This is a genomic window from Streptomyces sp. NPDC048349 (assembly GCF_040651925.1).
Lineage (GTDB): Bacteria > Actinomycetota > Actinomycetes > Streptomycetales > Streptomycetaceae > Streptomyces.
The window spans coordinates 76,014-97,123 of record NZ_JBEZLA010000008.1; the positions used below are offsets into that span (position 1 = coordinate 76,014).

16 protein-coding genes are annotated in these 21,110 nt (G+C 71.3%); 4 read left to right on the top strand and 12 right to left on the bottom strand.

What is annotated here, in order from left to right:
* Position 1 precedes the first annotated feature (1 nt).
* From AB0D44_RS07155 to AB0D44_RS07175, 5 genes are all read right to left on the bottom strand, one after another.
* Complete coding sequence (locus AB0D44_RS07155; protein ID WP_362585635.1) at positions 2-757, bottom strand: ABC transporter ATP-binding protein; 756 nt, start codon at positions 755-757, stop codon at positions 2-4.
* On the bottom strand, positions 754-1,656 hold the full coding sequence (locus AB0D44_RS07160; RefSeq protein ID WP_362585638.1) for an ABC transporter permease: 903 nt from the start codon (positions 1,654-1,656) through the stop codon (positions 754-756). Before AB0D44_RS07160 ends, AB0D44_RS07155 begins: the two co-directional genes overlap by 4 nt.
* A complete protein-coding gene (locus AB0D44_RS07165; RefSeq protein WP_362585641.1) occupies positions 1,653-3,005 on the bottom strand; it encodes an ABC transporter substrate-binding protein in 1,353 nt (450 codons plus the stop codon). The genes AB0D44_RS07160 and AB0D44_RS07165 overlap by 4 nt, the downstream gene beginning before the upstream one ends.
* A 14-nt stretch (positions 3,006-3,019) precedes the next feature.
* Positions 3,020-3,247: a ferredoxin family protein gene (locus AB0D44_RS07170; RefSeq protein WP_017236562.1), complete on the bottom strand. Its 228-nt coding sequence runs from the start codon at positions 3,245-3,247 to the stop codon at positions 3,020-3,022.
* Between the two features lie 145 nt (positions 3,248-3,392).
* On the bottom strand, positions 3,393-4,160 hold the full coding sequence (locus AB0D44_RS07175) for a GntR family transcriptional regulator (RefSeq protein WP_362585644.1): 768 nt from the start codon (positions 4,158-4,160) through the stop codon (positions 3,393-3,395).
* Positions 4,161-5,252: 1,092 nt separating this feature from the next.
* Here AB0D44_RS07175 and AB0D44_RS07180 point away from each other — a divergent pair.
* Complete coding sequence (locus tag AB0D44_RS07180; RefSeq protein ID WP_362585647.1) at positions 5,253-5,459, top strand: hypothetical protein; 207 nt, start codon at positions 5,253-5,255, stop codon at positions 5,457-5,459.
* A 376-nt stretch (positions 5,460-5,835) separates the two neighbouring features.
* Entirely contained in the window at positions 5,836-7,308 is a 1,473-nt protein-coding gene (locus AB0D44_RS07185; RefSeq protein ID WP_362585650.1) for a sialidase family protein, read from the top strand.
* A 145-nt stretch (positions 7,309-7,453) separates the two neighbouring features.
* On the opposite strand, the gene AB0D44_RS07190 is transcribed toward AB0D44_RS07185, so the two are convergent.
* A complete protein-coding gene (locus tag AB0D44_RS07190; RefSeq protein ID WP_362585653.1) occupies positions 7,454-7,663 on the bottom strand; it encodes a hypothetical protein in 210 nt (69 codons plus the stop codon).
* Between the two features lie 279 nt (positions 7,664-7,942).
* On the opposite strand from AB0D44_RS07190, the gene AB0D44_RS07195 reads away from it, so the two are divergent.
* Positions 7,943-10,570, top strand: a complete 2,628-nt coding sequence (locus AB0D44_RS07195; protein WP_362585655.1) for an RICIN domain-containing protein — start codon at positions 7,943-7,945, stop codon at positions 10,568-10,570.
* A gap of 140 nt (positions 10,571-10,710) precedes the next feature.
* Here the strand turns inward: AB0D44_RS07195 and AB0D44_RS07200 are convergent, their stop codons facing one another.
* The 3 genes from AB0D44_RS07200 to AB0D44_RS07210 form a co-directional block, all read right to left on the bottom strand.
* Positions 10,711-12,141: an endo-1,4-beta-xylanase gene (locus AB0D44_RS07200; protein WP_362585658.1), complete on the bottom strand. Its 1,431-nt coding sequence runs from the start codon at positions 12,139-12,141 to the stop codon at positions 10,711-10,713.
* A gap of 205 nt (positions 12,142-12,346) precedes the next feature.
* The gene (locus AB0D44_RS07205; RefSeq protein WP_362585661.1) at positions 12,347-13,636 is read right to left on the bottom strand and encodes a glycoside hydrolase family 6 protein; all 1,290 of its coding nucleotides are present in this window, start codon (positions 13,634-13,636) and stop codon (positions 12,347-12,349) included.
* A 103-nt stretch (positions 13,637-13,739) separates the two neighbouring features.
* Positions 13,740-14,711, bottom strand: a complete 972-nt coding sequence (locus AB0D44_RS07210) for a glycoside hydrolase family 6 protein (protein WP_362585663.1) — start codon at positions 14,709-14,711, stop codon at positions 13,740-13,742.
* Positions 14,712-14,978: 267 nt separating this feature from the next.
* On the opposite strand from AB0D44_RS07210, the gene AB0D44_RS07215 reads away from it, so the two are divergent.
* The gene (locus tag AB0D44_RS07215) at positions 14,979-16,010 is read left to right on the top strand and encodes a LacI family DNA-binding transcriptional regulator (protein ID WP_362585666.1); all 1,032 of its coding nucleotides are present in this window, start codon (positions 14,979-14,981) and stop codon (positions 16,008-16,010) included.
* A 28-nt stretch (positions 16,011-16,038) separates the two neighbouring features.
* Here the strand turns inward: AB0D44_RS07215 and AB0D44_RS07220 are convergent, their stop codons facing one another.
* From AB0D44_RS07220 to AB0D44_RS07230, 3 genes are all read right to left on the bottom strand, one after another.
* Positions 16,039-17,568 (bottom strand): family 43 glycosylhydrolase, encoded by a 1,530-nt coding sequence (locus tag AB0D44_RS07220; protein ID WP_362585669.1) that lies wholly within the window; start codon positions 17,566-17,568, stop codon positions 16,039-16,041.
* Positions 17,565-19,784: a glycoside hydrolase family 3 N-terminal domain-containing protein gene (locus AB0D44_RS07225; RefSeq protein ID WP_362585672.1), complete on the bottom strand. Its 2,220-nt coding sequence runs from the start codon at positions 19,782-19,784 to the stop codon at positions 17,565-17,567. The genes AB0D44_RS07220 and AB0D44_RS07225 overlap by 4 nt, the downstream gene beginning before the upstream one ends.
* Positions 19,785-19,939: 155 nt before the next feature.
* Entirely contained in the window at positions 19,940-20,953 is a 1,014-nt protein-coding gene (locus AB0D44_RS07230) for a LacI family DNA-binding transcriptional regulator (RefSeq protein ID WP_362585675.1), read from the bottom strand.
* Positions 20,954-21,110 lie beyond the last annotated feature (157 nt).

A 21,110-nucleotide genomic window follows, 5' to 3' on the forward strand; every position in this document is an offset into this window, starting at 1 on the left:
TTCAGAGGGATTCGAGGATGTGGCGGCGCAGTTCGGCGGTGCCGGGGTCGTGCTGCGCGTCGCGTGTACGCGGGTGCGGTACGTCCAGCACCTCGCCGGTGGCCAGCAGGGCGACCCGGTCTCCGAGGTGGAGGGCTTCGTCCACGTCGTGGGTGACGAAGACGACGGTCGCGCCCGTGCCGGCCAGGATGTCCACGAGCAGGTCCTGCATCTCGGCGCGGGTGTGCGCGTCGAGCGCGCCGAAGGGTTCGTCCATCAGGACGACGCGGGGCCGGCCGGCCAGGGCCCGGGCCAGCTGGACGCGCTGGCGCTGGCCGCCGGACAGCTGGTGCGGCAGCTTGTGCACGTGCTCGGCCAGACCGACCCGCTCCAGCCAGTCGGTCGCGTCCCGGCGCCGTTCGGCTCGGGGGACCCGGCGGATCGCCAGGGGCAGTTCGACGTTGGCGCGGACGGTGCGCCAGGGCAGCAGGGCATCGTGCTGGAAGACCAGCGCCCGGTCGGCGGCGGGCCGGGCGATCGTTTCGCCGTCCTGTGTGACCTGGCCGTCCAGTGGGGGCAGCAGCCCGGCGAGGGTGCGCAGCAGGGTGGACTTCCCGCAGCCGGACGGACCGACCACGGCCAGCAGTTCCCCCCGTGCGATGTGCAGTGTGACGGTGCCCGGCAGGGCGGCGCCGTCCGCGTGACCGAGCCGTACGCCCTGCAGGGCGAGTGCGGCCCCGGTCGTCGGGGGAGCTTCGGGCAGGGTCGCGGTGCTCATGGGACCGGCTCCTTCCGGGGAACGGTGGGGAGGGGCGCAGTGCGCGTGGCGGCCGGTTCGGTGCCGGTGCGAGCGGAGGCGCGAGCACTGCTGCGCAGCGCCGCCGGACGGCTCGCACCGGCGGCTCCCTGCCCGGCCGGGCGGGGCAGCCAGGCGGTGGCGCGCCGGCCCAGCAGTTCCACCGAGGTCGAGGTGAGCCATCCCAGGGCTCCGATGGTGGCCATGCCGACGAAGACCCCCGGGTAGTCGACGATCGTGTAGGCCTGCCAGGTGCGGTAGCCCACCCCGTACTCGCCGGAGATCATCTCTGCGGAGATCACACAGATCCACGAGACGCCGATGCCCACCGACAGGCCGCCGAAGACGCCCGGCAGGGCGCCCGGCAGCACCACGGAGAACAGCACCCGCAAGCGGCCGCCCCCCATGGTCAGCACGGCCTCTTCCCAGACCGGAGTGAGCGCCCGTACCGCGTGCCGGGTCGAGACCACGACCGGGAAGAAGGCGGCGGCGAAGGTGATGAAGACGATGCCCTGCTCGTTGGTCGGCAGGAGCAGGATGGCCACCGGGACCAGGGCGATGGCCGGTACCGGCCGCGCCACCTCCACCAGCGGGCCCAGCAGGTCGGCGGCCCAGCGGGACCGGGCGATCGCCGTGCCGGCCGCCACCCCCAGCACTGCGGCGAGCAGGAAACCCACCACGATCCGGCGCAGGCTGTGGCCCAGGTCCTCCCAGTACGGGCCGGTGCCCAGCCGGTCGGCGAAGGCGGAGGCCACCTCACCCACCGTCGGGAACTGCTCGAACCGCAGCCACAGGTTGACGTCCAGGGAGGTCAGCAGCTGCCACAGCCCGAGGGCGGCGGCCAGCGAGGCGGCGCGCAGCAGCCAGCGGCCCGCACTCATGACGCGAGGCCCACGGCGTCGGCGTAGCGGATGATCCGTGCCCCGGCATGACCGTCGACGTACCGCTGTGCACTGGCCGCGGTGACGAAGGCGCGCAGCTCGTCGCCGTCCGCCACCCACACCGCCTTGTCGGCGAACCAGAGGGTGCCGGTCAGCGCATCGGGGACGTACGCGGCCCGCACGTCGGCGCCCTTGGCGGCCTTCAGCAGCTCCTTGGGGCTGTCGAAGGTGCGGGTGGTGGGCTGGCCCTGCAGCCACAGCTCGGGCTTGACGGCGCCCGCCTTCGGGTAGGCCGGGGCCTGCACGGCCCGCTTCAGCGGTGCCGGGTCGACGAAGGCGTCCACGTCGACGTCGCCCACCAGCGCGGCCGACTTGAGCACCGGCACGTCCTCCTTCAGCGCGGCGATCAGCTCCGGACGGAGCTCCGGGTCGAAGGTGGCGATGCCGTTGGCGCCGTTGTAGAGGTAGACCACTTCTGCCGGCAGTCCGGTCTCCTTGGCCACCGACTCGGCGGCGGCGACCGGCTGCTCGCGGAGGTAGTCGGTCGCCCGCCGTTGCGCCCTGAGGAAGTCGTCGAGGACCCCGGCCCGTTCCTTGGCGAACTTCTCCCGGACCGTGACCCCGTGGAAGGTCGGCAGGTTCAGTTCCGCCCCGTCGTAGAGGGCCGTGGCGCGCCCCTCGAAGGCCAGCTGGCCGGGCCAGGCGACGAACTGGGAGAGCGCGTCGGCGCTGCCCGCGGCCAGGGCCGACGCGCCCACGCTGGGCTGCTGGTTGAGTTTCTGGATGTCCTTGTCGGCGTCGATTCCCGCTCGCTGGAGGGCCCGGACCAGGGTGCCGTCGGCTGCCGAGCCGACGCTGGTGGACACCCGCTTGCCGCGCAGGTCGGCCAGCGACCGGACGGGCGAGCCGGGGGCGGTCACCACGGTGTTCAGCCCGCCCCGCAGGTTGTACCCCGTGACCGCGACCAGCCGGGTCGGCTGCTTGAGTTCCTTGCCGCGGGCCGCGTTGATCAGCAGGGGGAAATCGCCCATCGAACCGATGTCGATCTTCCCGGCGGTCATCTGGGCGGTGATCGGGGCACCGGTCGCGTAGTCCTGCCACTCGACCTTGTAGGTGGTCCCGTCCTTCTGCCCGCGGGCCTTGAGTTCCTCCTCGAAGTAGCCGAGGGAGCGCAGCAAGGTGCCGGCGGTCACGGTGTTGATGGTCTTCGACTGGTAGCCGACGGTCACCGTGACCTTCTTCCCGGCGGCCTCGCCGTCGGCGGCGGCGGAGGCGCCGCAGGCAGCGGTCAGCGGGAGCAGCAAGGCGAGCGGGAGGAGCGGGCGAAGAAGGAGTCTCTTGCTCTTCATGGGAGTTCGGCCTTTCACCGGAGCAGGTAGGGCATGTTGACGGTGACCGCGCCGGTGGGGCAGCGGGCGGCGCACGGGCCGCAGTACCAGCACTCGTCCACGTGCATGTACGCCTTGCCGTCGTCCTCGCGGATCGCGAGCGAGTCGAGCGGACACATGTCGACGCAGAGCGTGCAGCCGTCGATGCACTTGGACTCGTCGATGGTCACGGGCACGTCGGCGCGCTGCGGAACTAGGGGCATGGCGGTCTCCAAGGGCCCGACAGGGCGGGGGCGGGGAACACGAGGAAGGGACGGAAGGGCAGAGCTCAGGACCCCAGGGACTCAGGGGTCCGAGGACTCGGGGTTCCGAGGACTCGGGGGTCCGAGGACTCGGGGGTCCGAGGACTCAGAGGGAGCGGTGCAGCACACCGCTCATCGTGATGCGGTCGCCACGGAACCGGATGAACTCCAGGTCCACCGGCCGGCCGTCGGGCAGATGGGTCAGCCGCTCCAACATCAGTACGGCGGTCCCGCGCGGGGCCTCCAGCACCGCGGCGGAGTGTGCGTCGGCGTTGACGGCCTCCAGCGTGATCTCGGCATGGCCCAGTGGTCCGCCGGTCAGTGCCTCCAGGAGCCGGAACACGTCCGTGTTCTCCAGGTCGCAACCGAGGAGTTCGCGGCCCACGTCCATGGGCAGGTAGGACAGGTCGAGGGACAGCGGCAGACCGCCCAGGCGGCGAAGCCGCTCGATGCAGAGCACATCGGTGTGCTCGGGCAGGCCGAGCCGGTGGGCAATGGGGCCCGAGGCGGTGACAGGTCCGACGGTACGGACCTCGTTCGTCACCCGGCCGTGCTCGTGCAGCGTTTCGGCCAGGCCCTGGAGGCGGTCCAGGCCGTGCGGGTACTTCTCGCACACCACCACGGTGCCGACGCCGGGTTGCCGGTCGATGAGCTGCTCGCCGCGCAGCAGGTCGAGTGCCTGCCGGACGGTGTTGCGGCTGGTCCGGTAATCGGCGGCGATGGTGTTCTCCAGAGGGAGGACGCCGCGGGGGAAGCCGCCCGTCAGGATCTGATGGCGCAGCAGGTCAGCGAGCTGCCGGGCCTGGTCCGCACGCAGCCGTCGGCGGCGCGCGGCGGCGACCGGTCGGGCGGCGGGGGCGGATTCGGCTGGCATGGAAGGGAACGTACCGGCAGAGTGAGCCCAGTGGTGTTGCTGCAATATTGCGCCACCCGCCGCTCCCCGGGTAACGCTCTGACCTGGGATTTCGTGGGGGGAGTGACTAGATCCGCCACTGTGGCGCCCACATGCTGGACGACCAGTGGCCACGATGCGAGTCAGCGCGCCTCAGGGCTCGTGCAGCTGTGGACTGCCTCCCTCCGCATGCAACAGCACCGGCTCCGTGGGGCGATGCCTCCGCGGAGCCGGTGCTGAAGAGTGCGCTTGCTGTTCTGCCGGGCTCGGGGCCGGACGTCGTACCGCTGTGGTGCGACGGCCGCTGGTGCCGGCGATAGCGGCCCTGCCGGGGAAGTGGGGGCCGGCCCCCGGGTGCGCAGGACGGCCGGGGGAGAGGGTGCGACGCTGGAGTGAGGGGCCCGTGAGCGGAGGTCCGGGGTCCTCTGCGCCGGCCCGGTGGCCGTGTCCCGGTGCGGCTCGAGGGAGGCGACCGGGCGCCGCCGGGCGGCCCTGCCCCGTGGAGCCGCGCCGCCGGGACCAGGACGGCGCGAACGACCCGGAAGAAAGGTGCGTCCCATGCGCACGTCGACCCGTATCGCCGGTGCCCTCACCGGCCTGACCCTCACCCTCGGCGGTGCGGTTCTCTCCGCTCCCGGGGCCCGGGCGGACATCCCCGCTTGTGTACACATGGCCGAACTGGCCGGTGCCACCGATTCCGCCTCCGTCACAGCGGCCTGTAGCCGTGGCGTGTCCGGTGACCTCGAGGGTTGTGTGACCGGGCTGACGGGGGCCGGAGTGGCGGGCGGCGCCGCGACCGGTGCCTGCCGGGCGGCGGCCCTCGAACCGCGATAGCGGACCGTGGGACGACCGCCCGCCGTGACCGACGCGCACGCGGCGTACCGATGGCGGCCGGTCGAGGTCGGCGACGAGCGTCACGCTCCACGCCCGGGAAGTCACCGCCCGAGCAGGCGGCCCGGTCCCGCCTCGCGGGCCCCGTGCGGAGCGCCCATGCTGAGGATGAGGGCGCCGTCGTCTTGAGACCTGTCCTTCCCCCGAGGGCCGAACGAGGGCGCCTGAGAGGAGGAGGAAGCCATGCGCATCCGAAGGATCCTGGGACTCGCTCTGGCCGCGGCAACGCTGGCCGGCATGAGTGCCGTCGGCGCCGTCAGTGCCGGGGCCGCCTCGTCTCCGAACATCTCCAGAGACGACTGCACGGCCGCCGGGGGACAGGTGGTCGCACGCCCCTACGCCGGCTACTACTGCGCCCTGCCTGACGGGACCACGCAGCCGATCACTTGACCTGACGGGACCACGCAGCCGATCACTTGACCGGTCGGCGCACGCCGGCCAACAGTCGAGTCGCCAACCCGTCCGAGCCGAGGCCGAAGCCGTCGGCGCCGCCATCCGGCACGCGGCCCACGACCTACGAGACGACGCCCCAAACAGCATGACCAAGGAGCCGACCGGCACGGTGCACCCGCCGGTCGGCTCCGCCGTGCTCCTCGACGACCCCGCGGACGAGTCCGTCGTTCGGCCCCTCAAGGGCACCGGCTGAAACGCCGAAAAGGACCAAGCGGAGTCGCCCGCCATCGCGTTCCGGTACACCTCCGTGCCCCAGGCCGCCCCGATGACGGCGGTCGCCTACGCCGGCCGACAGGCCCGGAGGAGATCCCGCATGCGCGTCCGCCTGCACCTGACCGCCGTTGCCACCGCTGCGCTCCTGCTCGTCACGGTCACCGGCACGACTCCCGCCGCAGCAGAGGGGAACCCCGACGGCACACCACTGGTCAAGGTGTCCCACGGCGACCCGTACGCGCAGTGCACCATCGGAGCGAGGTCCCCCGAGAGCATCGTCTACCCGGGCACCGAGGTCGAGCCGTACCTTGCTGTCGATCCGCGCGACCCCAAGCGCGTCGTCACCGTCTTCCAGCAGGATCGCTGGAACGACGGTGGCGCCCGTGGCCTGGCGGCCGCGTGGACCACGGACGGCCACACCTTCCACCGCAGCACGTTGCCGTTCAGCCTGTGCGCCCCCGGCGGCGCGGACTACGAACGGGCCTCCGACCCCTGGGTGAGCACCGGACCGGACGGCACGGTCTACGCCGGCGGGGAGGGCGTCGACTTCACGAAGAGCACGCGCAGCGCCCTCCTGACGGTCACGTCCCGCGACGGCGGCCGCACGTGGCAGAACCTCACCACCACGCACGTCGACGAGCAGCCGTTCTTCAACGACAAGCCCTCACTCACCGCCGACCCGATCCGCAACGGCACCGCCTACCAGGTCTGGAACCGCCTCGACAACGACCCGCCCGGCCCCGGCTCCCTCGACGGTCCCGGCTACATCTCCCTCACCCGCGACGGCGGCCGCACCTGGAGCCAGGCCCGGCCGTTCGTCGACACCAGCACCGTGCCCAACACGCAGACCATCGGCCATCTGATCGTCGCCGACCGGCGCACGGGCACCCTTTACGACTTCTTCGACACGATCACCTTCAGCGACGACCTGACCACCGTCCTCGAAGCCCATTACGCGATGGTCACCTCGACGGACGCCGGAGAGACCTGGAGCGCGCCGGTCACCGTGGCACGGGATACCGCCGTACCGGAGGTCGACCCGAACGATCCCACCAAGCTGCTGCGCGCCGCGGCCACCCTGCCCAGCCCGGCCGTCGACCCCGAGACGGGCACGCTGTACATGGCGTACGAGGGCGCGGACTTCTCCGCCGGCGAGTTCAACTCCGTCCAGCTGGTGCGCTCCACCGACGGCGGACGCACCTGGGGGAGCCCCGAGCTGATCAGCCCCGACGGAGTGCCGGCCTTCTCCCCGTCGATCGCTGTCGACGAGCGGGGCACGGTCGCGCTCACCTACTACGACCTGCGCTTCCTCAAGCCGGGCGACACCACCACCCTGCCCACCGCCTACCAGCTGGCCACACTGCCGCACGGAAACCCGGAGCTGCAGACCGAACGACGGATCTCGCGGGTCTTCGACTGGCTGCAGGCGCCGTTCGCCGGGGGTTACTTCCTCGGCGACTACCAAGGTCTGGTTGCGGACGGCGAGGGAGTACGGGCGGTGCTCACCGAGACCCACTCCGGTGCACCACAGAACCGGACGGACGTGTACACCGCCCGTCTGCGCACCCGCTGACCGAAGCGGACGCCGGCCACGGGTGCTCGGGTCTCCTCCGTGCCGAAGGGCCGAACCTCGGCCGCGCGCCGTGCTCGCGCGGGAACGCTCGTGCGGGAGCGCCCCGCGGCGCGTGGCTGCGGGGCGCCTCGGCGCCTGGTAGGAGTTAGTCGACGCGCTGCCCGTCGTACGTACCGCCCTTGCAGATGTTCTCGGTCAGATCGGCCGTTCCGCCGCCCTGCTTGCACTGAGAAGGGGTGACGTCGGACGAGACACCCGGTGCGGTGGCGGCGCTGGCGGTGGCCGCGCCTGTGAGGCCGAGTCCGGCGAGGGCTGCCGTGGTGATGACGGCGGCGAGGATTCGTCGAAGGCGCATGTGTTTCCCCTTTCACGGAATGCCTCAGTTGGGGCACTAGCCAGTTTGATCTTCACCCATCTGGGTGGCACGTCTTATTGCGCCATTCGGGTGACAGCCCCGTCGGACGCGGGGGCGGTGCCCCGACCCGTCGGCCGGCCGCCGCATCGCGTGGTGACCCGTAAAAGTTCCCGGCTCCGGGCAACCCTTTGCGGGGCCTGTGACCACAAGGAGTCAGATCCGGCCGTCTGGTAGCCGGATCCGTCTTTCCTCTGGTGGCATGCAAGGAGAACCCCCCCCATGAAGAACCCCACGAACGGCGGGCGCCGCGGGCGTCACCGCCGTCGCTGGACCGCGACCGGTCTGCTGCTCGGTGTGCCCGCCGTCCTCGGGCCGTATCTCCTGTTCGTGCAGGAGGACTCGCAGGCCGCCACGGTCGACGCCGATGCCTACTACCGGCTGGTTTCCGTACGCAGCGGCAAGGCGCTGGACGTCAACGCCTTCTCCACCGCCGACGGCACCCGCATCCAGCAGTGGACCGACCAGAACACCGCCAACCAGCAGTGGAAACTGCGAGCCACCGGGGACGGTTACTACGAGCTGGTGAACCGCAACAGCGGCAAGGTGCTGGGCATAGCGGGTGATTCGTCCGCCCTGGCGGCCGCCGCCGAGCAGCAGACCGACAGCTCCTCCACCTCCCAGGAATGGCGGATGGACGAGGTGAGCGGTTCCGGCGCCGTCGTCCTCACCTCCCGCAGGAGCGGCCAGGTCCTGGACGTCTCCGGCGGCTCCACAGCTGACGGCGCGGCAGTCATCCAGTATCGCGGCCACGGCGGCACCAACCAGCAGTGGAAGCTGGTGAAGACGGCCGGGAGCCAGGCGCCCGGATCCGGACCGTATACGTGGCGAAACGCCCAGGTGGTGGGCGGCGGTTACGTCACCGGGCTGGTGTTCAACCCGCGGGAGAAGGGCCTGCTGTACGCGCGCACCGACATGGGCGGCGCCTACCGCTGGGACACCGCGGCCGAGCAGTGGATCCCGCTGACCGACTGGCTCGGCGAGAAGGACTGGAACCTGCTCGGCATCGATGCGCTGGCCACCGACCCCGTCGACCCGGGCCGCCTCTACCTCGCCACGGGCACCTACACCAACGACTGGGCGGGCAACGGCGCGATCCTGCGCTCCACCGACCGCGGACGCACCTTCCAGCGCACCGACCTGCCGTTCAAGCTGGGCGGCAACGAGGACGGCCGCGGGGCGGGCGAACGGCTGGCGGTCGACCCCGCGGACAACGGCACCCTGCTGCTGGGCACCCGCAAGAACGGGCTGTGGCGCAGTACCGACCACGGCGCGACCTGGAGCCAGGTCCCCTCCTTCCCCGTCAAGGACGGGGCGGGCAGCGGTGCGGGCATCTCTTTCGTAACGTACGGCCCGGCCGGCAGCAAGACGGTCTACGTCGGCGTCGCCGACAGGTCCACCTCCCTCTACCGCTCCACCGACGGCGGCAGCACCTGGCAGGCCGTCCCCGGTCAGCCCACCGGACAGATGCCGCAGCACGGCGTGCTCTCCGGTGACGGCTCGCTGTACCTGACGTACACCAACGCCCTCGGCCCCAATGGGGTGACGGCGGGTTCGGTGTGGAAGCACACACCCGCCGGCGGGGCGTGGAAGGACATCTCCCCGTCCCAGGGCAGCTACGGGTTCTCCGGCCTGTCCGTCGATCCGCGCAAGCCCTCCACGGTGATGGTCACCACCCTCGGCCGGTGGTGGCCCGAGGACGAGATCTACCGGACCACCGACGGCGGCACGACCTGGAAGGCCCTGGCCGACAAGTCGGTGCGGGACGCCTCCGCCGCTCCGTACGTCGGTACGGGCACCGGGCACTGGATGACCGCCCTGGCCATCGACCCCTTCGACTCCGGGCACGTGCTGTACGGCACCGGCAGCGGCATCCTGCGCAGCAGGGACGCGGGCGCCTCCGACAGCGGCGGCACCAGCCACTGGAGCGTGGGTGCCCGAGGGCTGGAGGAGACCGCGCTGCTGGACGCGATCGCCCCGCCCGGCGGCGCCCACGTCATCACGGCCATGGGCGACCTGGGCGGATTCCGCCACGACTCCCTGACCGAGGTGCCCGCCGGGCGACTGAAGAACCCGATGATGACCAACAGCACCGACATCGATTTCGCACAGTCCAACCCTGCGGTGATGGTCCGCGTCGGCCGTGGCGGCGACAAGGACGGCGCCTACTCCACCGACGGCGGCCGCAGCTGGAACGGCTTCACGTCCGAACCGGTGGCCGGCGCCGACAGCGGCCACGTGACGCTCGCGGCGGACGGCTCCACCGTCGTCTGGACGCAGGCCGGTCAGGTCCCGTACCGCTCGACCGACAAGGGGGCGAGCTGGTCGAAGGTCGGCGGACTGGGCGCCGACGCCATGGTCGTCGCCGACCGCTCCTCGGCCAAGACCTTCTACTCACTGGCCGGCGGCACGCTCTACGCCAGCACCGACGGCGGGGCCACCTTCGCCGCCCGGGCCGCCAATCTGCCCGCCGACGGCCGGCTCAAGGCCGTCCCCGGAGTCGCGGGGGACCTGTGGATCACCGGCGGCGGGCAGGGGCTGCTGCACTCCACCGACGGCGGCCGCACCTTCACCCGGCTCACCACCGTGCAGTCCGCCTCCGCCCTCGGCTTCGGCAAGCCCGCGCCGGGCGCCTCCTACCAGGCCCTGTACCTGATCGGCACCGTCAAGGACGTCAGCGGCGTCTTCCGGTCCACCGACCAGGGCGCCACCTGGCTCCGCGTCAACGACGACGCCCACCAGTGGGGCAGCATCGGAGGCACCGGCGTCATCACCGGCGACCCCGACACCTTCGGCCGCGTCTACGTCGGCACCAACGGACGCGGCCTCCAGTACGGCGACCCGTCCTGACCCCACGCCCGAGCGGGGCCGCAGGCACATACCGGCCTGCGGCCCCGCCATGACCGAGGGACCTGGAGCGAGAGGGTGAACCGGTGCACGGCGGTCGACACGGACGGCAGCTTCGGCCCCCGAAGGACACCTTCCTGGGGTCAGGTGCGGGTCCAGCGCTGGTTGCTGCCGTTCGAGCAGGAGTAGAGCTGGATCAGGGTGCCGTTGGCGGTGCCGTTGGCGGTGGCGTCGAGGCAGAGGCCGGACTGGACGCCGACGATGGATCCGTCGGAGTTGAGGCGCCACTTCTGGTTGTCGCCACCCCAGCAGCTGTAGATCTGGACCTTGGTGCCGTTGCCGGTGCCGGCGGCGTCCAGGCACTTGGTGCCGTAGACCCTGAGTTCACCTGCGGCGGTGTAGGTCCACTGCTGGTTGGTGCGGTTGTTGCAGTCCCACAGGTTGAGCTGGGTGCCGTCGGTGGTACTGGCGCCGGGCACGTCCAGGCAGCGGCCCGACCCGATGCCCTTGATCTGTCCGGAACCGGGCGAGGGAGTAGGGGAGGCGGCGTTGAGTGCGTTGAGGACGGAGGTGTAGGCGGGCTTCTTGGTGCCGTTGCCGTTGAACAGCAGCGGCGCGTGCTCCGGTCGCCAGGAGTCGGTGTCGCGCACGCCCCAGACGGTGATGCCGAGGCAGCGCGGGACGGCCAGGCAGTCGTTGGTCACGTTGGCGTAGGTCGTGGCCGAGGCTCCCTGGATGTCGAGTTCGGTGATGGCCACATCGACGCCGAGGGCGGCGAAGCTCTGCAGGGTGGTGCGGAAGTTGCTGTTGTAGGGGCTGTCGTTGTTGAAGTGGGACTGGAAGCCGACGCAGTCGATCGGCACGCCGCGCTGCTTGAAGTCCCGGACCATGGCGTACATGGCCTGCGTTTTGGCCCAGGTCCAGTTCTCGACGTTGTAGTCGTTGTAGCAGAGCTTGGCGGCCGGGTCGGCGGCGCGCGCGGTGCGGAAGGCGACCTCGATCCAGTCGTTGCCGGTGCGCTGCAGATTGGAGTCGCGCCGGCCTCCCGAGCTGCCGTCGGCGAAGGCTTCGTTCACGACGTCCCACTGGACGATCTTGCCCTTGTAGTGGGCCATCACGCCGTTGATGTGGTTCGTCATCGCCTGGCGCAGTGCGCTGCCGCTGAGGTTCTGCATCCAGCCGGGCTGCTGGGAGTGCCAGGCCAGGGTGTGGCCGCGCACCTGCTTGCCGTTCTGCACCGCCCAGTTGTAGACGCGGTCGCCGGCGGTGAAGTTGAACTGGCCCTGCTGGGGTTCGGTGGCGTCGATCTTCATCTCGTTCTCGGGTGTCACCGAGTTGAACTCGCGGCCCGCGATCGTCGTGTACGCCGAGTCGCCCAGCCTGCCCGAGGCGACGGCGGTGCCGAAGTAACGGCCGCTCTGCGCCGCCGCGCCACCCAGCGTGCTCTCGGCGGCGTGTGAGGTCAGCGGAGCCACCAGCACGGCGGCCGAACCGAGGACGGCGACGACCAGGGCCGTACAAAGACCCCCGATCTTCCGGCGGACGGTAAGTGGGGAAATGGCATGTGAGCCCATGAAAGAGCCTCCAGGACAGAATGCGACAGAATGCACGGAAGGAGGGGAACGCGGCAGAGTCAATCCGCGTGAACGATGCCCGCGCCCGGGCCGGCTCGCCGAAGACCGGGCTGCTCGCCCGCTGCACGTCGGCGGCCTTGCCGAAGCCGGCCTGGCCGTACCTCACTGTTCGGCGGGGACAACGCCCGACGAGGTGGGGCCCCGGTCAGCGCAGGACCGTGTTGAACTCCATTGCGGGGTTGGCATTGCGGACGAGGGACGTGGCCTGGTCGGGCCACCACACGCCGGCCGCGGGATCGACGATGCCGTACTCCGGGTCGATGGTGCCGCCCGGGATGCTGCGGTTGCACTGGCCGTCGGACTGGCCGACGGTCTTGATCCACAGATAGGCGTCGACGAGCGGGACGCGCGTGTTTGCGGTCGGCCGGGCGCCTATGCCGCGCCCCGGAGCGTTGCACCAGGTCTGCGGGTCGCCGCTGTACTTGCCTGCGGGCGGAGTCCAGGCGCCCCGGCCGTTGCGGCTGGTGTCGACGACGAGGTGCGTGAGCTCCTGCGCCGGCGGGGCGCCGACGTTCTGCTGGAACCACCGGTCGCTCCAGTGCCAGGTGGACGGGTCGTCCACGTTCACGGAGTTTCCCGGCTGCCCGTCGTTCGGTGCTGACGGGGAGTAGTACTGGCTCGCGCACCATTCGGGGTGCCCCTTGGCCCAGTCCGGGCCCTTGGTGGCGAACCACAGGCACTGGGAGACCCAGGTGCCGTAGTGGGTGGACTGGTCGGTGTCCAGATGGTTGGAGACGTTCAGCGAGAAGCCCTGAGTGCGGGTGACACCGGCCTTGAGGAGGCGTTGTGCGATGTCGCCGACGCTCCGCCAATGGCTGTTGCCGGCGTCCAGGTAGACGACGCTGTTCGGCTGCCGCTCCAGGGCGTCGATGGCGTGGTTGAGGTCGGCGAAGCGTCCTGTGGTGATCGCGCCGGTGGGATCGCTGCCGGGACCGCAATCGGAGGGCAGGTTGGCCAGCCCGTCCGGTTCGAGGACGACGACGGCCTTGCCGCGGCCGAGCCCCCGGGCGAAGGCGCTGATCCAGGCCTGGTACTCGGCGTCCGACTGCGCACCGCCGGAGGAGTACTGGGAGCAGTCGCGCAGCGGGATGTTGTAGGCCACCAGGACGGGAACCGTCCCGGTGCGCTCGGCGCGCCGTACCAGCTCGCGCACGCGGGATTCGACCTGCTCCGGGGAGCCGTCGGTGAACCAGGCGGCCTCCGGCCAACTGGCCAGCTTCGCCATGGACGTGGCGCCCTCGAAGTCCCCGTGGAGGAGGTCGGTGACGGCCTGGTGGGCCGCGTCGCTGCCGGGATCGACGTAGAAGCGGGTGTGCGCGGGAAGCGTGTGGGGGGCCGGCCCGGAGCCCGGCGCGGCAGAGGCCGGGGCGACGGCGCCGAGGAGCAGCGTGAGCGCGCTCGCTGCCAGGACTAATCGGTGCAGGGGGATGCGCACGGGGTTCCTTCGGTAGGGGGGTTCGGGTCGCGGGCCCTGGCGTCGGACCGCGTGGCGGTCGGGCCGGCGCCGGCGCCCGGTCTTCGGCGAGCGGAGGAAGGGGTCAGTAGCCGTAGATCATCTTGTAGGCGACCTCCGGCAGGAACTGACCGGCCGAGGAGCCGGCCCCGACGCCGCAGTTGCCGTCGGACTCGCCCGGGATCTTGATCCACAGCAGCATCTCGCCGCCGCCGCCGCGCTGGCTGGGAGTGCCGATCCGGCGGCCGGCGGGGTTGCACCACTGGCCGTTGGAGCCGTTGCCGTTGCGGCTGGTGTCGACGACGAACGGCTTGGTGTAGCCGTAGGAGGCCAGGGCGGAGTTGACCGCGTTGCCGTAGGACGTGTTCTGGTCGGTGGTGAAGTAGTTGGAGACGTTCAGCACGAAGCCGCGCGCCCCGCTGACACCGGCGGCGTTGAGCTGCCGCGCCATGGTCGAAGCGTCGATCCAGCCGGAGTTCCCGGCGTCGAGGTAGACCCAGGTGTTCGGTGCCTTGGCCTTGAACTGGACGATGGCGAACTTCAGCATGGCGTTGCGCTCGGCCATCTGGTCCGCCGTCATACAGCTCTCGTGGCCGAGCGCGTCGGGTTCGAGGACGACGACGGCCGGGCGGCTGCCGATGCCACTGGCGAAGGCGGCGATCCAGGACTCGTACGCGGCGCGGCTCCCGGCGCCGCCGCCGGAGTGACCGGCGCAGATGTCCCGATGGGGGATGTTGTACGCGACCAGGATCGGCAGCTTGTCGTAGGAGTCCGCGCGGCCGACGTAGGCGCCGGTGGCCGTGCCGATGTCTCCGCTCCAGTTGCCGAACCAGCGGGCTGCCGGGGTGTTGGCGATGGATGTCCGTATCGCCGCCGCCCGCCCGTCGCCGGGGTTCGCGTTGACCCACCGCAGGGCGGAGTTGTCGGGGTCGGCGTAGAAGCCGCTGGTCATGGTGGTCGGGTCGGCGGCGTACGCCGGACCGGCGTTGATCAGGGCGAGACCGGTGGCGAGGACACCGGCCAGCAGGGCGGATGCAGCTCGGACGGATGTGCGCATGGTTCTTCCTCCGGTCAGTGGGGAAGTGGAAGCGCTTCCAGTTTTGCTGTGGGTCGGACCGCGCTGATGGGATGATTGGGTCCGTCGTCAGGGCGTGTCAAGAGGTTGAACGTAGAACGGCCCGCGTGGGCCGGTAGCACGCGATGGCTTGGAAGCGCTACCGAATCGAGACCAAGGGTGCCGTCCGCGCGCAGGCCGAAGTCGGGGCGGGCCATGGAAACATGACCGTTGTTCGCCGTCCGCGTGAGCCCGAGGAGCCGTTCTTCCATGGAACCGTCACCCAAGCGCATGCCGACTCTCGACGAGGTGGCTGCACGAGCCGGCGTGTCGCGCACAGCGGCCTCCCGCGTGATCAACAATGCCCCGCACGTCAGCCGCGCCAAGCGGGAAGCAGTCCAACGGGCGGTGCGCGAGCTCGATTTCGTGCCCAATCCCTCCGCGCAGGCCCTGGCGTCCCGCAGGGTCGGAGCGGTGGTGCTGGCAGTCTCCAGCGACGAGCCGGGTCTGTTCGCCGACCCGTTCTTCGCGGAGGTCGTCGTCGGCGTCAGCACGGCGCTGGAACAGACCGAACTCGAACTGATCCTGCTGCTGGCCAACACCCCGCGCGGCCGGGAGCGGTTCGAGCGGTTGCTGCGCTCCCGTCGGGCCGACGGCGTCATGCTGATGGCGCTGCGCGGCGACGATCCCCTGGGACGCCTGTGCGAGGACGTCGATCTCCCCGTCGTCTTCGGCGGACTCCCGCTCACCGGGGAGCCCACGTGGTACGTGGACGCCGACAACCGGGGCGGTGCCCGGCTGGCCGCCGAGCACTTCGTGCGCACGGGCCGCCGACGGCCCGTCATGATCACCGGACAGGTGGACGCCAGAGCCTCCGTTGCACGGGAGCAGGGCTTCACCGACGGTCTGACCTTGTCCGGCCTGCCGCTGCTCGGGGTCGAGTCCGGGCAGTTCACCGAGGACGGCGGCGCCCAGGCGATGGAGCGACTGCTCCGGGCGCACCCCGGTCCCGACGCGGTGTTCGCGGCCTCCGACGCGATGGCCATCGGCGCTCTGCGCACCTTGCGGGAACGGGGGCTGCGGGTGCCCGAGGACGTCGCGGTGATCGGCTTCAACGACCTGGCGAGCGCCCGGCACACCAGCCCGCCGCTGACCACGGTCCACCAGCCGGTGCGGGCGCTGGGGCAGGAGATGGCAAGGATGCTGGTCAGCGCCATCGAAGGACACCGCCCCAGCCCGCTGATCCTCCCGACCCGCCTGACCGTGCGCGAGTCCGCCCCCGATCTGCCCGTGCCGGCCTGACCGGCGGGCGGGACCCGGTACCGGCCGCTCATGACCGACGCCGGCGTCCCGGCGGTTCCCGCCGGTCCGGGTACGTGAGGGCGAACCACGTGAAGTGGGCGTGGCTGGTGGAGGGGCGGCCGTTGGAGGTGGCGTACAGGCCGAGCTGGATGCTGGTGAACAGCGGCGTGAGGAAGGTGGCTTCGACGGTGGTCAGGTCCTCCCACGCCCCGTCGGGTGCCGCGTGGGCGAAGGTGTGGCTGAACCCGCGGATGCGGACCCCCAGGCGAACGGGGCCCGGGGGGAGGGGAGTGCAGGCCAAGACCTCGGGCCCGTGGAGGAGGCTGAGTCCTTCCGTGGTGCGGAGGAAGAGGAGGTGGGTGTCGTCGTCGAGGACTACGGCGAGGCCTGCCTGTTCGTCCGGTGCGGCGGGGGTGAAGTGCAGTTCGGTGGAGACGTCGCAGTCGGGCTGTTCCTGCGGACGGACCAGCAGGGACGGGGTGGTGCGTTCACCGAGGCGTTCGGGGCGGAGCCGGAGGAGAAGTCCGTCGCCGGTGGCCCAGAACCGCGCGCGTGGGGTGCGCAGGGTGCTCCAGTCGGCGGAGAGGGTGGCGAAGCCGTCGTGGAGGGGGCGGCGGAGGCCGGTGTGGACGACGGGGGAGAAGACCGGCCAGCCCTCCTCCCACGTGACGCGGCTGAGGAAGGTCTCGCGGCCGAGGGCGGAGCCCGGGCGGACACCCAGGAGGACGGCCCGCCACTCGCCGTACGGGGTGGGGACGAGGTCGGCGTGCCCGGTGCAGGTGACCGGGCCCTCGGCGGGTGGGAGCACCGGGTTGCCGGGGGCGCCCTGGTAGGGGCCGGTCACGCGGTCGGCGCGGGCGGCCACCACGGTGTGGTCCACATCGGTGCCGCCCTCGGCGGTGAGCAGGAGGTAGCTGCCGTCGATCTTGTAGAGGTGCGGGGCCTCCGACCATCGGGCGTCCGGGTGGCTTCCCGACCACAGGACGTGCTCGGGTCCCGTGAGCCGTCGCTCGTGGGGAAGGTATTCGCGCATCCAGATCTCGGTGCGGCCGGCGGCCTCGTCCACCACGCGGGCGGCGGTGAACCAGGCTCGGCCGTGGCCGCCGTCGCTGTCGTCGCCGTCCGGACCGTCGTCGCTGTCGTCGCCGTCCGGCCCGTCGTCGAAGAACAGCGACGGGTCGAAGCCCTCGCCGTCCAGCCAGTGCGGCTGCGACCACGGCCCCGCCGGATCGGCCGCCGTGACGACGAAATGGCCGGCGCCGTCCATCAGCGTGCACACGAGATGGAAGACTCCGTCATGGTGGCGGATCGTCGGTGCGAACAGACCCCGTGAGGGCCCGCACCCGTCGAGGTCGAGCTGAGACGGCCGGTCGAGCGCGGAGCCGATGCGCCGCCAGTTCACGAGGTCGCGGCTGTGGAACACGGGAAGGCCCGGGAACCATTCGAAGCTGGACGTCACCAGGTAGTAGTCCGCTCCCACTCGGCAGACCGACGGGTCGGGCCGGAACCCGGGCAGCACGGGATCACCGAAGACGGGATCATCGAACGACGTGGTCATGGAACCGGGACGATCTCGACCGGAACGGACAGCACCCGGTCGGCCGCCGGGTGACGTACGGGGCCCTCCAGAGTGAAGGAGCCGTGGAGCGGAAGGTCGCCGCTGGACCGTCCGACGGCCACGCCGATCTCCCCGGGCTCCACTCTTCGGCGCAGGTCGCGCCCGGTGAAGGAGGTCCGGTCGGCATGGACGGAGAACGTGATCCGGGCGGCCGCGCCCGGCCGCAGTTCGACCCTGGCGAATCCGGCGAGCCACTGCTGCGGCCGGACGACGGACGCCACCGGGTCCGAGAGGTACAGCTGGACCACCTCGGTCCCGGCCACCTCGCCAACGTTGCGCACGGTGACCGAAATGTCGACGGCCCCGTCCGTCGCGGCGACGGGATCCACCGAGAGCTCCGAGCAGGTGAAGCTGGTCCAACTCAGCCCGTGCCCGAAGGGGAACAGCGGGGTCGGGTCCACAGAGCTCCAGTCGGTGTGCCCGCCGAGCCTGGCGTGCAGGTAGGTGCCGGGCTGCCCGCCGACCTGGCGGGGGATGGAGACGGGCAGCCGCCCCGACGGTTCCGCGGCCCCGCTGATGATCCGGGCCAGCGCCGTCCCTCCCTCCTCTCCCGGGAAGAAGACCTGCATCACGGCCGATGCGCGCTCGGACAGCGTGCCGAGCGCGTAGGGCCGTCCGGAGACGAGGACCAGGACGGTCGGCACCCCGGAATCCAGAACGGCGGAGGCGAATGCGGCCTGGTCGCCGGGCAGATCGAGGGTCTCGGCGTCGCAGCCCTCCCCGGAGGTGCCCCGGCCGAACATGCCGGCCCGGTCCCCGAGTACGAGCACGTTCACGTCCGGATCGTCCTCGGTGAGCGTGAACCCGGCGGCGGTGAGCGCCTCGCCGAGCGTCGGGATCTCCAGTCCGAGGTCGCCCGGCAGCGCGACGTGGTTGGGGAAGGAATAGCAGCCGAGGAAGGACCGGGGGTCGTCGGCGTACGGCCCGCTGATCGCGACGCGGCACGGCCGCAGCGGCAGGATGCCGTCGTTGGCGAGCAGCACGGTGGACCGTTCGGCCAGGAGCCGGGCCAGTGCCCGGTTCTGCGGCGGGTCGAGGTCGACCGGCTCGGGCTTGACGGGTTCCCAGCCGGGGTCGAGCAGGCCCAGCTCGGTCTTCTGCCGCAGGACCCGTTCCGCGGCCCGGTCGATGAGCTCCTCCGACAGGCTTCCCGACCGCACCAGTTCGGTCAGCGGCCCGCCGTAGCAGCGGGCCGTGGGCAGCTCGACATCGATTCCGGCGGTCAACGCCAGCGCGCCGGCCGCGCCGCGCGATCCGGTGACCCCGTGCCGGCTCTCCAGGAAGGAGACGGCGTAGTAGTCGGCGACGACCACACCTCTGAAACCGAGCTCACCCCTGAGCAGCTCGGTCAGCAGCCGTTCGTCGGCTGCCACCGGGACGCCGTCCACGTCGGTGTAACTGTTCATCACCGACCGGGCGCCCCCCTCGCGCAGTGCCCGTACGAAGGGCTCGACCAGCACGTCGCTGAACTCACGCGGCCCTGAGGCGACGGGGGCCATGTTCCGGCCGCCTCGCGAGGCCGAGTACCCGGCGAAGTGCTTGAGCGTCGCCACGATCCCGGCACCCTCCAAGCCCTGCACATAGGCGGTGCCGATCGCTCCGACGAGGTAGGGGTCCTCGCCGATGCACTCCTCGGTCCTGCCCCACCGGTAGTCGCGGACCACGTCGAGCACCGGAGCCAGCCCTTGGTGGACGCCGACCCGCCGCATCCCCGCGCCGACGGCGGCGGCCATCTGGCGCACCAGCCCGGGATCGAAGGACGCGCCCCAGGCCAGCGGCCCGGGGAACACCGTCGCCCCGAACGTCATGAACCCGGTCAGGCACTCCTCGTGAGCGACCGCCGGGATCCCGAACCGGCCGGATCCGGTCACCTGCCGCTGGAGCGAGGCGAGCCGCTCCATTCCGGCTTCCGCGGTGATCGGAGCGGTGCCGAACACCCGGGTGAGCTGGCCGAGCCCGTGGGCGACGACGTCGTCGAGACCGGGCGCGGGCTCGCCGGAATCGTCCTCCATCGGCGCGACCGGTGTCCCCGGATCCGAGGGCAGCGCCCAGAAGCCGGCGAGCTGACCCGCCTTCTCCTCCAGCGTCATCCGTTTCAGCAGATCGGCGACCCGTATGGACACGGGCAGGTCGGGGTCACGCCAGGGCTCGGTCAAGGAGTTCTCCTAGAGGTGTCTTGTCGGTCAGGCCGGATCAGGGAGCCTCGCCGCGTGGTCCGGCCACGCACGTACGTCCCGTACGAGCCGCGGCCCTCCGCCTTGCGATGCACCGCACCCGACGCCGGAACCGGCACACCCTTCCGGTCAGAGCACTAGAGACGGGGCAGGGCGGTGGAGAGCCGGACCTTGAGCTCGGTCGAGAGCTCCATCCGGGGACTGACCAGGGGCTGGCCGTCCAGGAGCTGGAAGAGAGTGCGGGCGGCGAGCCGGCCCATCTCCTCCAGCGGCTGGCGCACGGTCGTCAGCGGCGGTGACAGCCATTCGCACATCGGCAGGTCGTCGAAACCGACCACGCTGAGGTCCTGCGGGATGCTCAGCCCGCCCTGCCGGGCGGCTTCGTAGACGCCCATCGCCTGCTGGTCGCTACCGGCGAAGATGGCGGTCGGCGGCTCGGGGAGGGCGAGCAGTTCCCGGGCTTGCCGGAAGCCGCCCTCGTGCTGGAAGTCGCCGAACCGGATCAGGTCGCGGTCGACCTCGATCCCGGCCCGCTCGAGCGCCGCCCGGTACCCGTCGATGCGGGCCTGGCTGCAGAGCATCTCCCTGCGCCCGCCGATCGTGGCGATCCGGCGGTGCCCCAGCTCCAGCAGGTGCTCGGTTGCGGCAAGGCCGCCGGCCCAGTTGGTCGCGCCGATGCTCGGAACACCATGGCCCGGCAGGTCGATCGGGTCGATGACGACCAGCGCCACCCCGGCCTGTTCGACCTGGGCGCGCTGGGCCTGGGTGACCGAGGCGGTGACGAGGATGACGCCGTCGCTGTGGTGCAGGACCGGCAGTGCGGCCCAACTCGACGGCGTGGCCTCGCCCGGCGGGACGAGCGAGACGACGGTGCCCACGCTCCGCTGGGCGCACTCGGCCTCGACGCCGCGCAGTATCTCCACCGCCCACGCGCTGTCCAGACCGCCGATGATCAGGTCGACCAGGCCCGACCTGCGGGCCCTGCCCTGTCGGCCGGGATGCAGGTAGTTGTGGGATCGCAGCAGGCTCTCGATCCGTTCGCGTGTCGCGGATGCGACATCGGAGCGACCGTTGATCACCTTGGACACGGTGGCCTGCGAGACCCCTGCCTCCGCGGCGATGACGGCCAGGGTCGGACGCTGCTCGCTCAACTTCGCTCCTCTGCGCGGACGCCGTGGGTCGGCGACGCATATCGCAAACTTTCGAAGAGTTTCCGGTCGCCGTGACCTGCTTGTCAAGCGTCAAGAAGCCTAGTGCAGAAGGCAATTCGGTGAGAGGGCTTGACCGGGCGGCCCCACGTTCCTAGTT

What these genes read in the sequence shown, in the direction of transcription:
- AB0D44_RS07155 (WP_362585635.1), bottom strand. Translation starts at nt 757, where the DNA reads ATGAGCACCGCGACCCTGCCCGAAGCTCCCCCGACGACCGGGGCCGCA.
- AB0D44_RS07160 (WP_362585638.1), bottom strand. Translation starts at nt 1,656, where the DNA reads ATGAGTGCGGGCCGCTGGCTGCTGCGCGCCGCCTCGCTGGCCGCCGCC.
- AB0D44_RS07165 (WP_362585641.1), bottom strand. Translation starts at nt 3,005, where the DNA reads ATGAAGAGCAAGAGACTCCTTCTTCGCCCGCTCCTCCCGCTCGCCTTG.
- AB0D44_RS07170 (WP_017236562.1), bottom strand. Translation starts at nt 3,247, where the DNA reads ATGCCCCTAGTTCCGCAGCGCGCCGACGTGCCCGTGACCATCGACGAG.
- AB0D44_RS07175 (WP_362585644.1), bottom strand. Translation starts at nt 4,160, where the DNA reads ATGCCAGCCGAATCCGCCCCCGCCGCCCGACCGGTCGCCGCCGCGCGC.
- AB0D44_RS07180 (WP_362585647.1), top strand. Translation starts at nt 5,253, where the DNA reads ATGCGCATCCGAAGGATCCTGGGACTCGCTCTGGCCGCGGCAACGCTG.
- AB0D44_RS07185 (WP_362585650.1), top strand. Translation starts at nt 5,836, where the DNA reads ATGCGCGTCCGCCTGCACCTGACCGCCGTTGCCACCGCTGCGCTCCTG.
- AB0D44_RS07190 (WP_362585653.1), bottom strand. Translation starts at nt 7,663, where the DNA reads ATGCGCCTTCGACGAATCCTCGCCGCCGTCATCACCACGGCAGCCCTC.
- AB0D44_RS07195 (WP_362585655.1), top strand. Translation starts at nt 7,943, where the DNA reads ATGAAGAACCCCACGAACGGCGGGCGCCGCGGGCGTCACCGCCGTCGC.
- AB0D44_RS07200 (WP_362585658.1), bottom strand. Translation starts at nt 12,141, where the DNA reads ATGGGCTCACATGCCATTTCCCCACTTACCGTCCGCCGGAAGATCGGG.
- AB0D44_RS07210 (WP_362585663.1), bottom strand. Translation starts at nt 14,711, where the DNA reads ATGCGCACATCCGTCCGAGCTGCATCCGCCCTGCTGGCCGGTGTCCTC.
- AB0D44_RS07215 (WP_362585666.1), top strand. Translation starts at nt 14,979, where the DNA reads ATGGAACCGTCACCCAAGCGCATGCCGACTCTCGACGAGGTGGCTGCA.
- AB0D44_RS07220 (WP_362585669.1), bottom strand. Translation starts at nt 17,568, where the DNA reads ATGACCACGTCGTTCGATGATCCCGTCTTCGGTGATCCCGTGCTGCCC.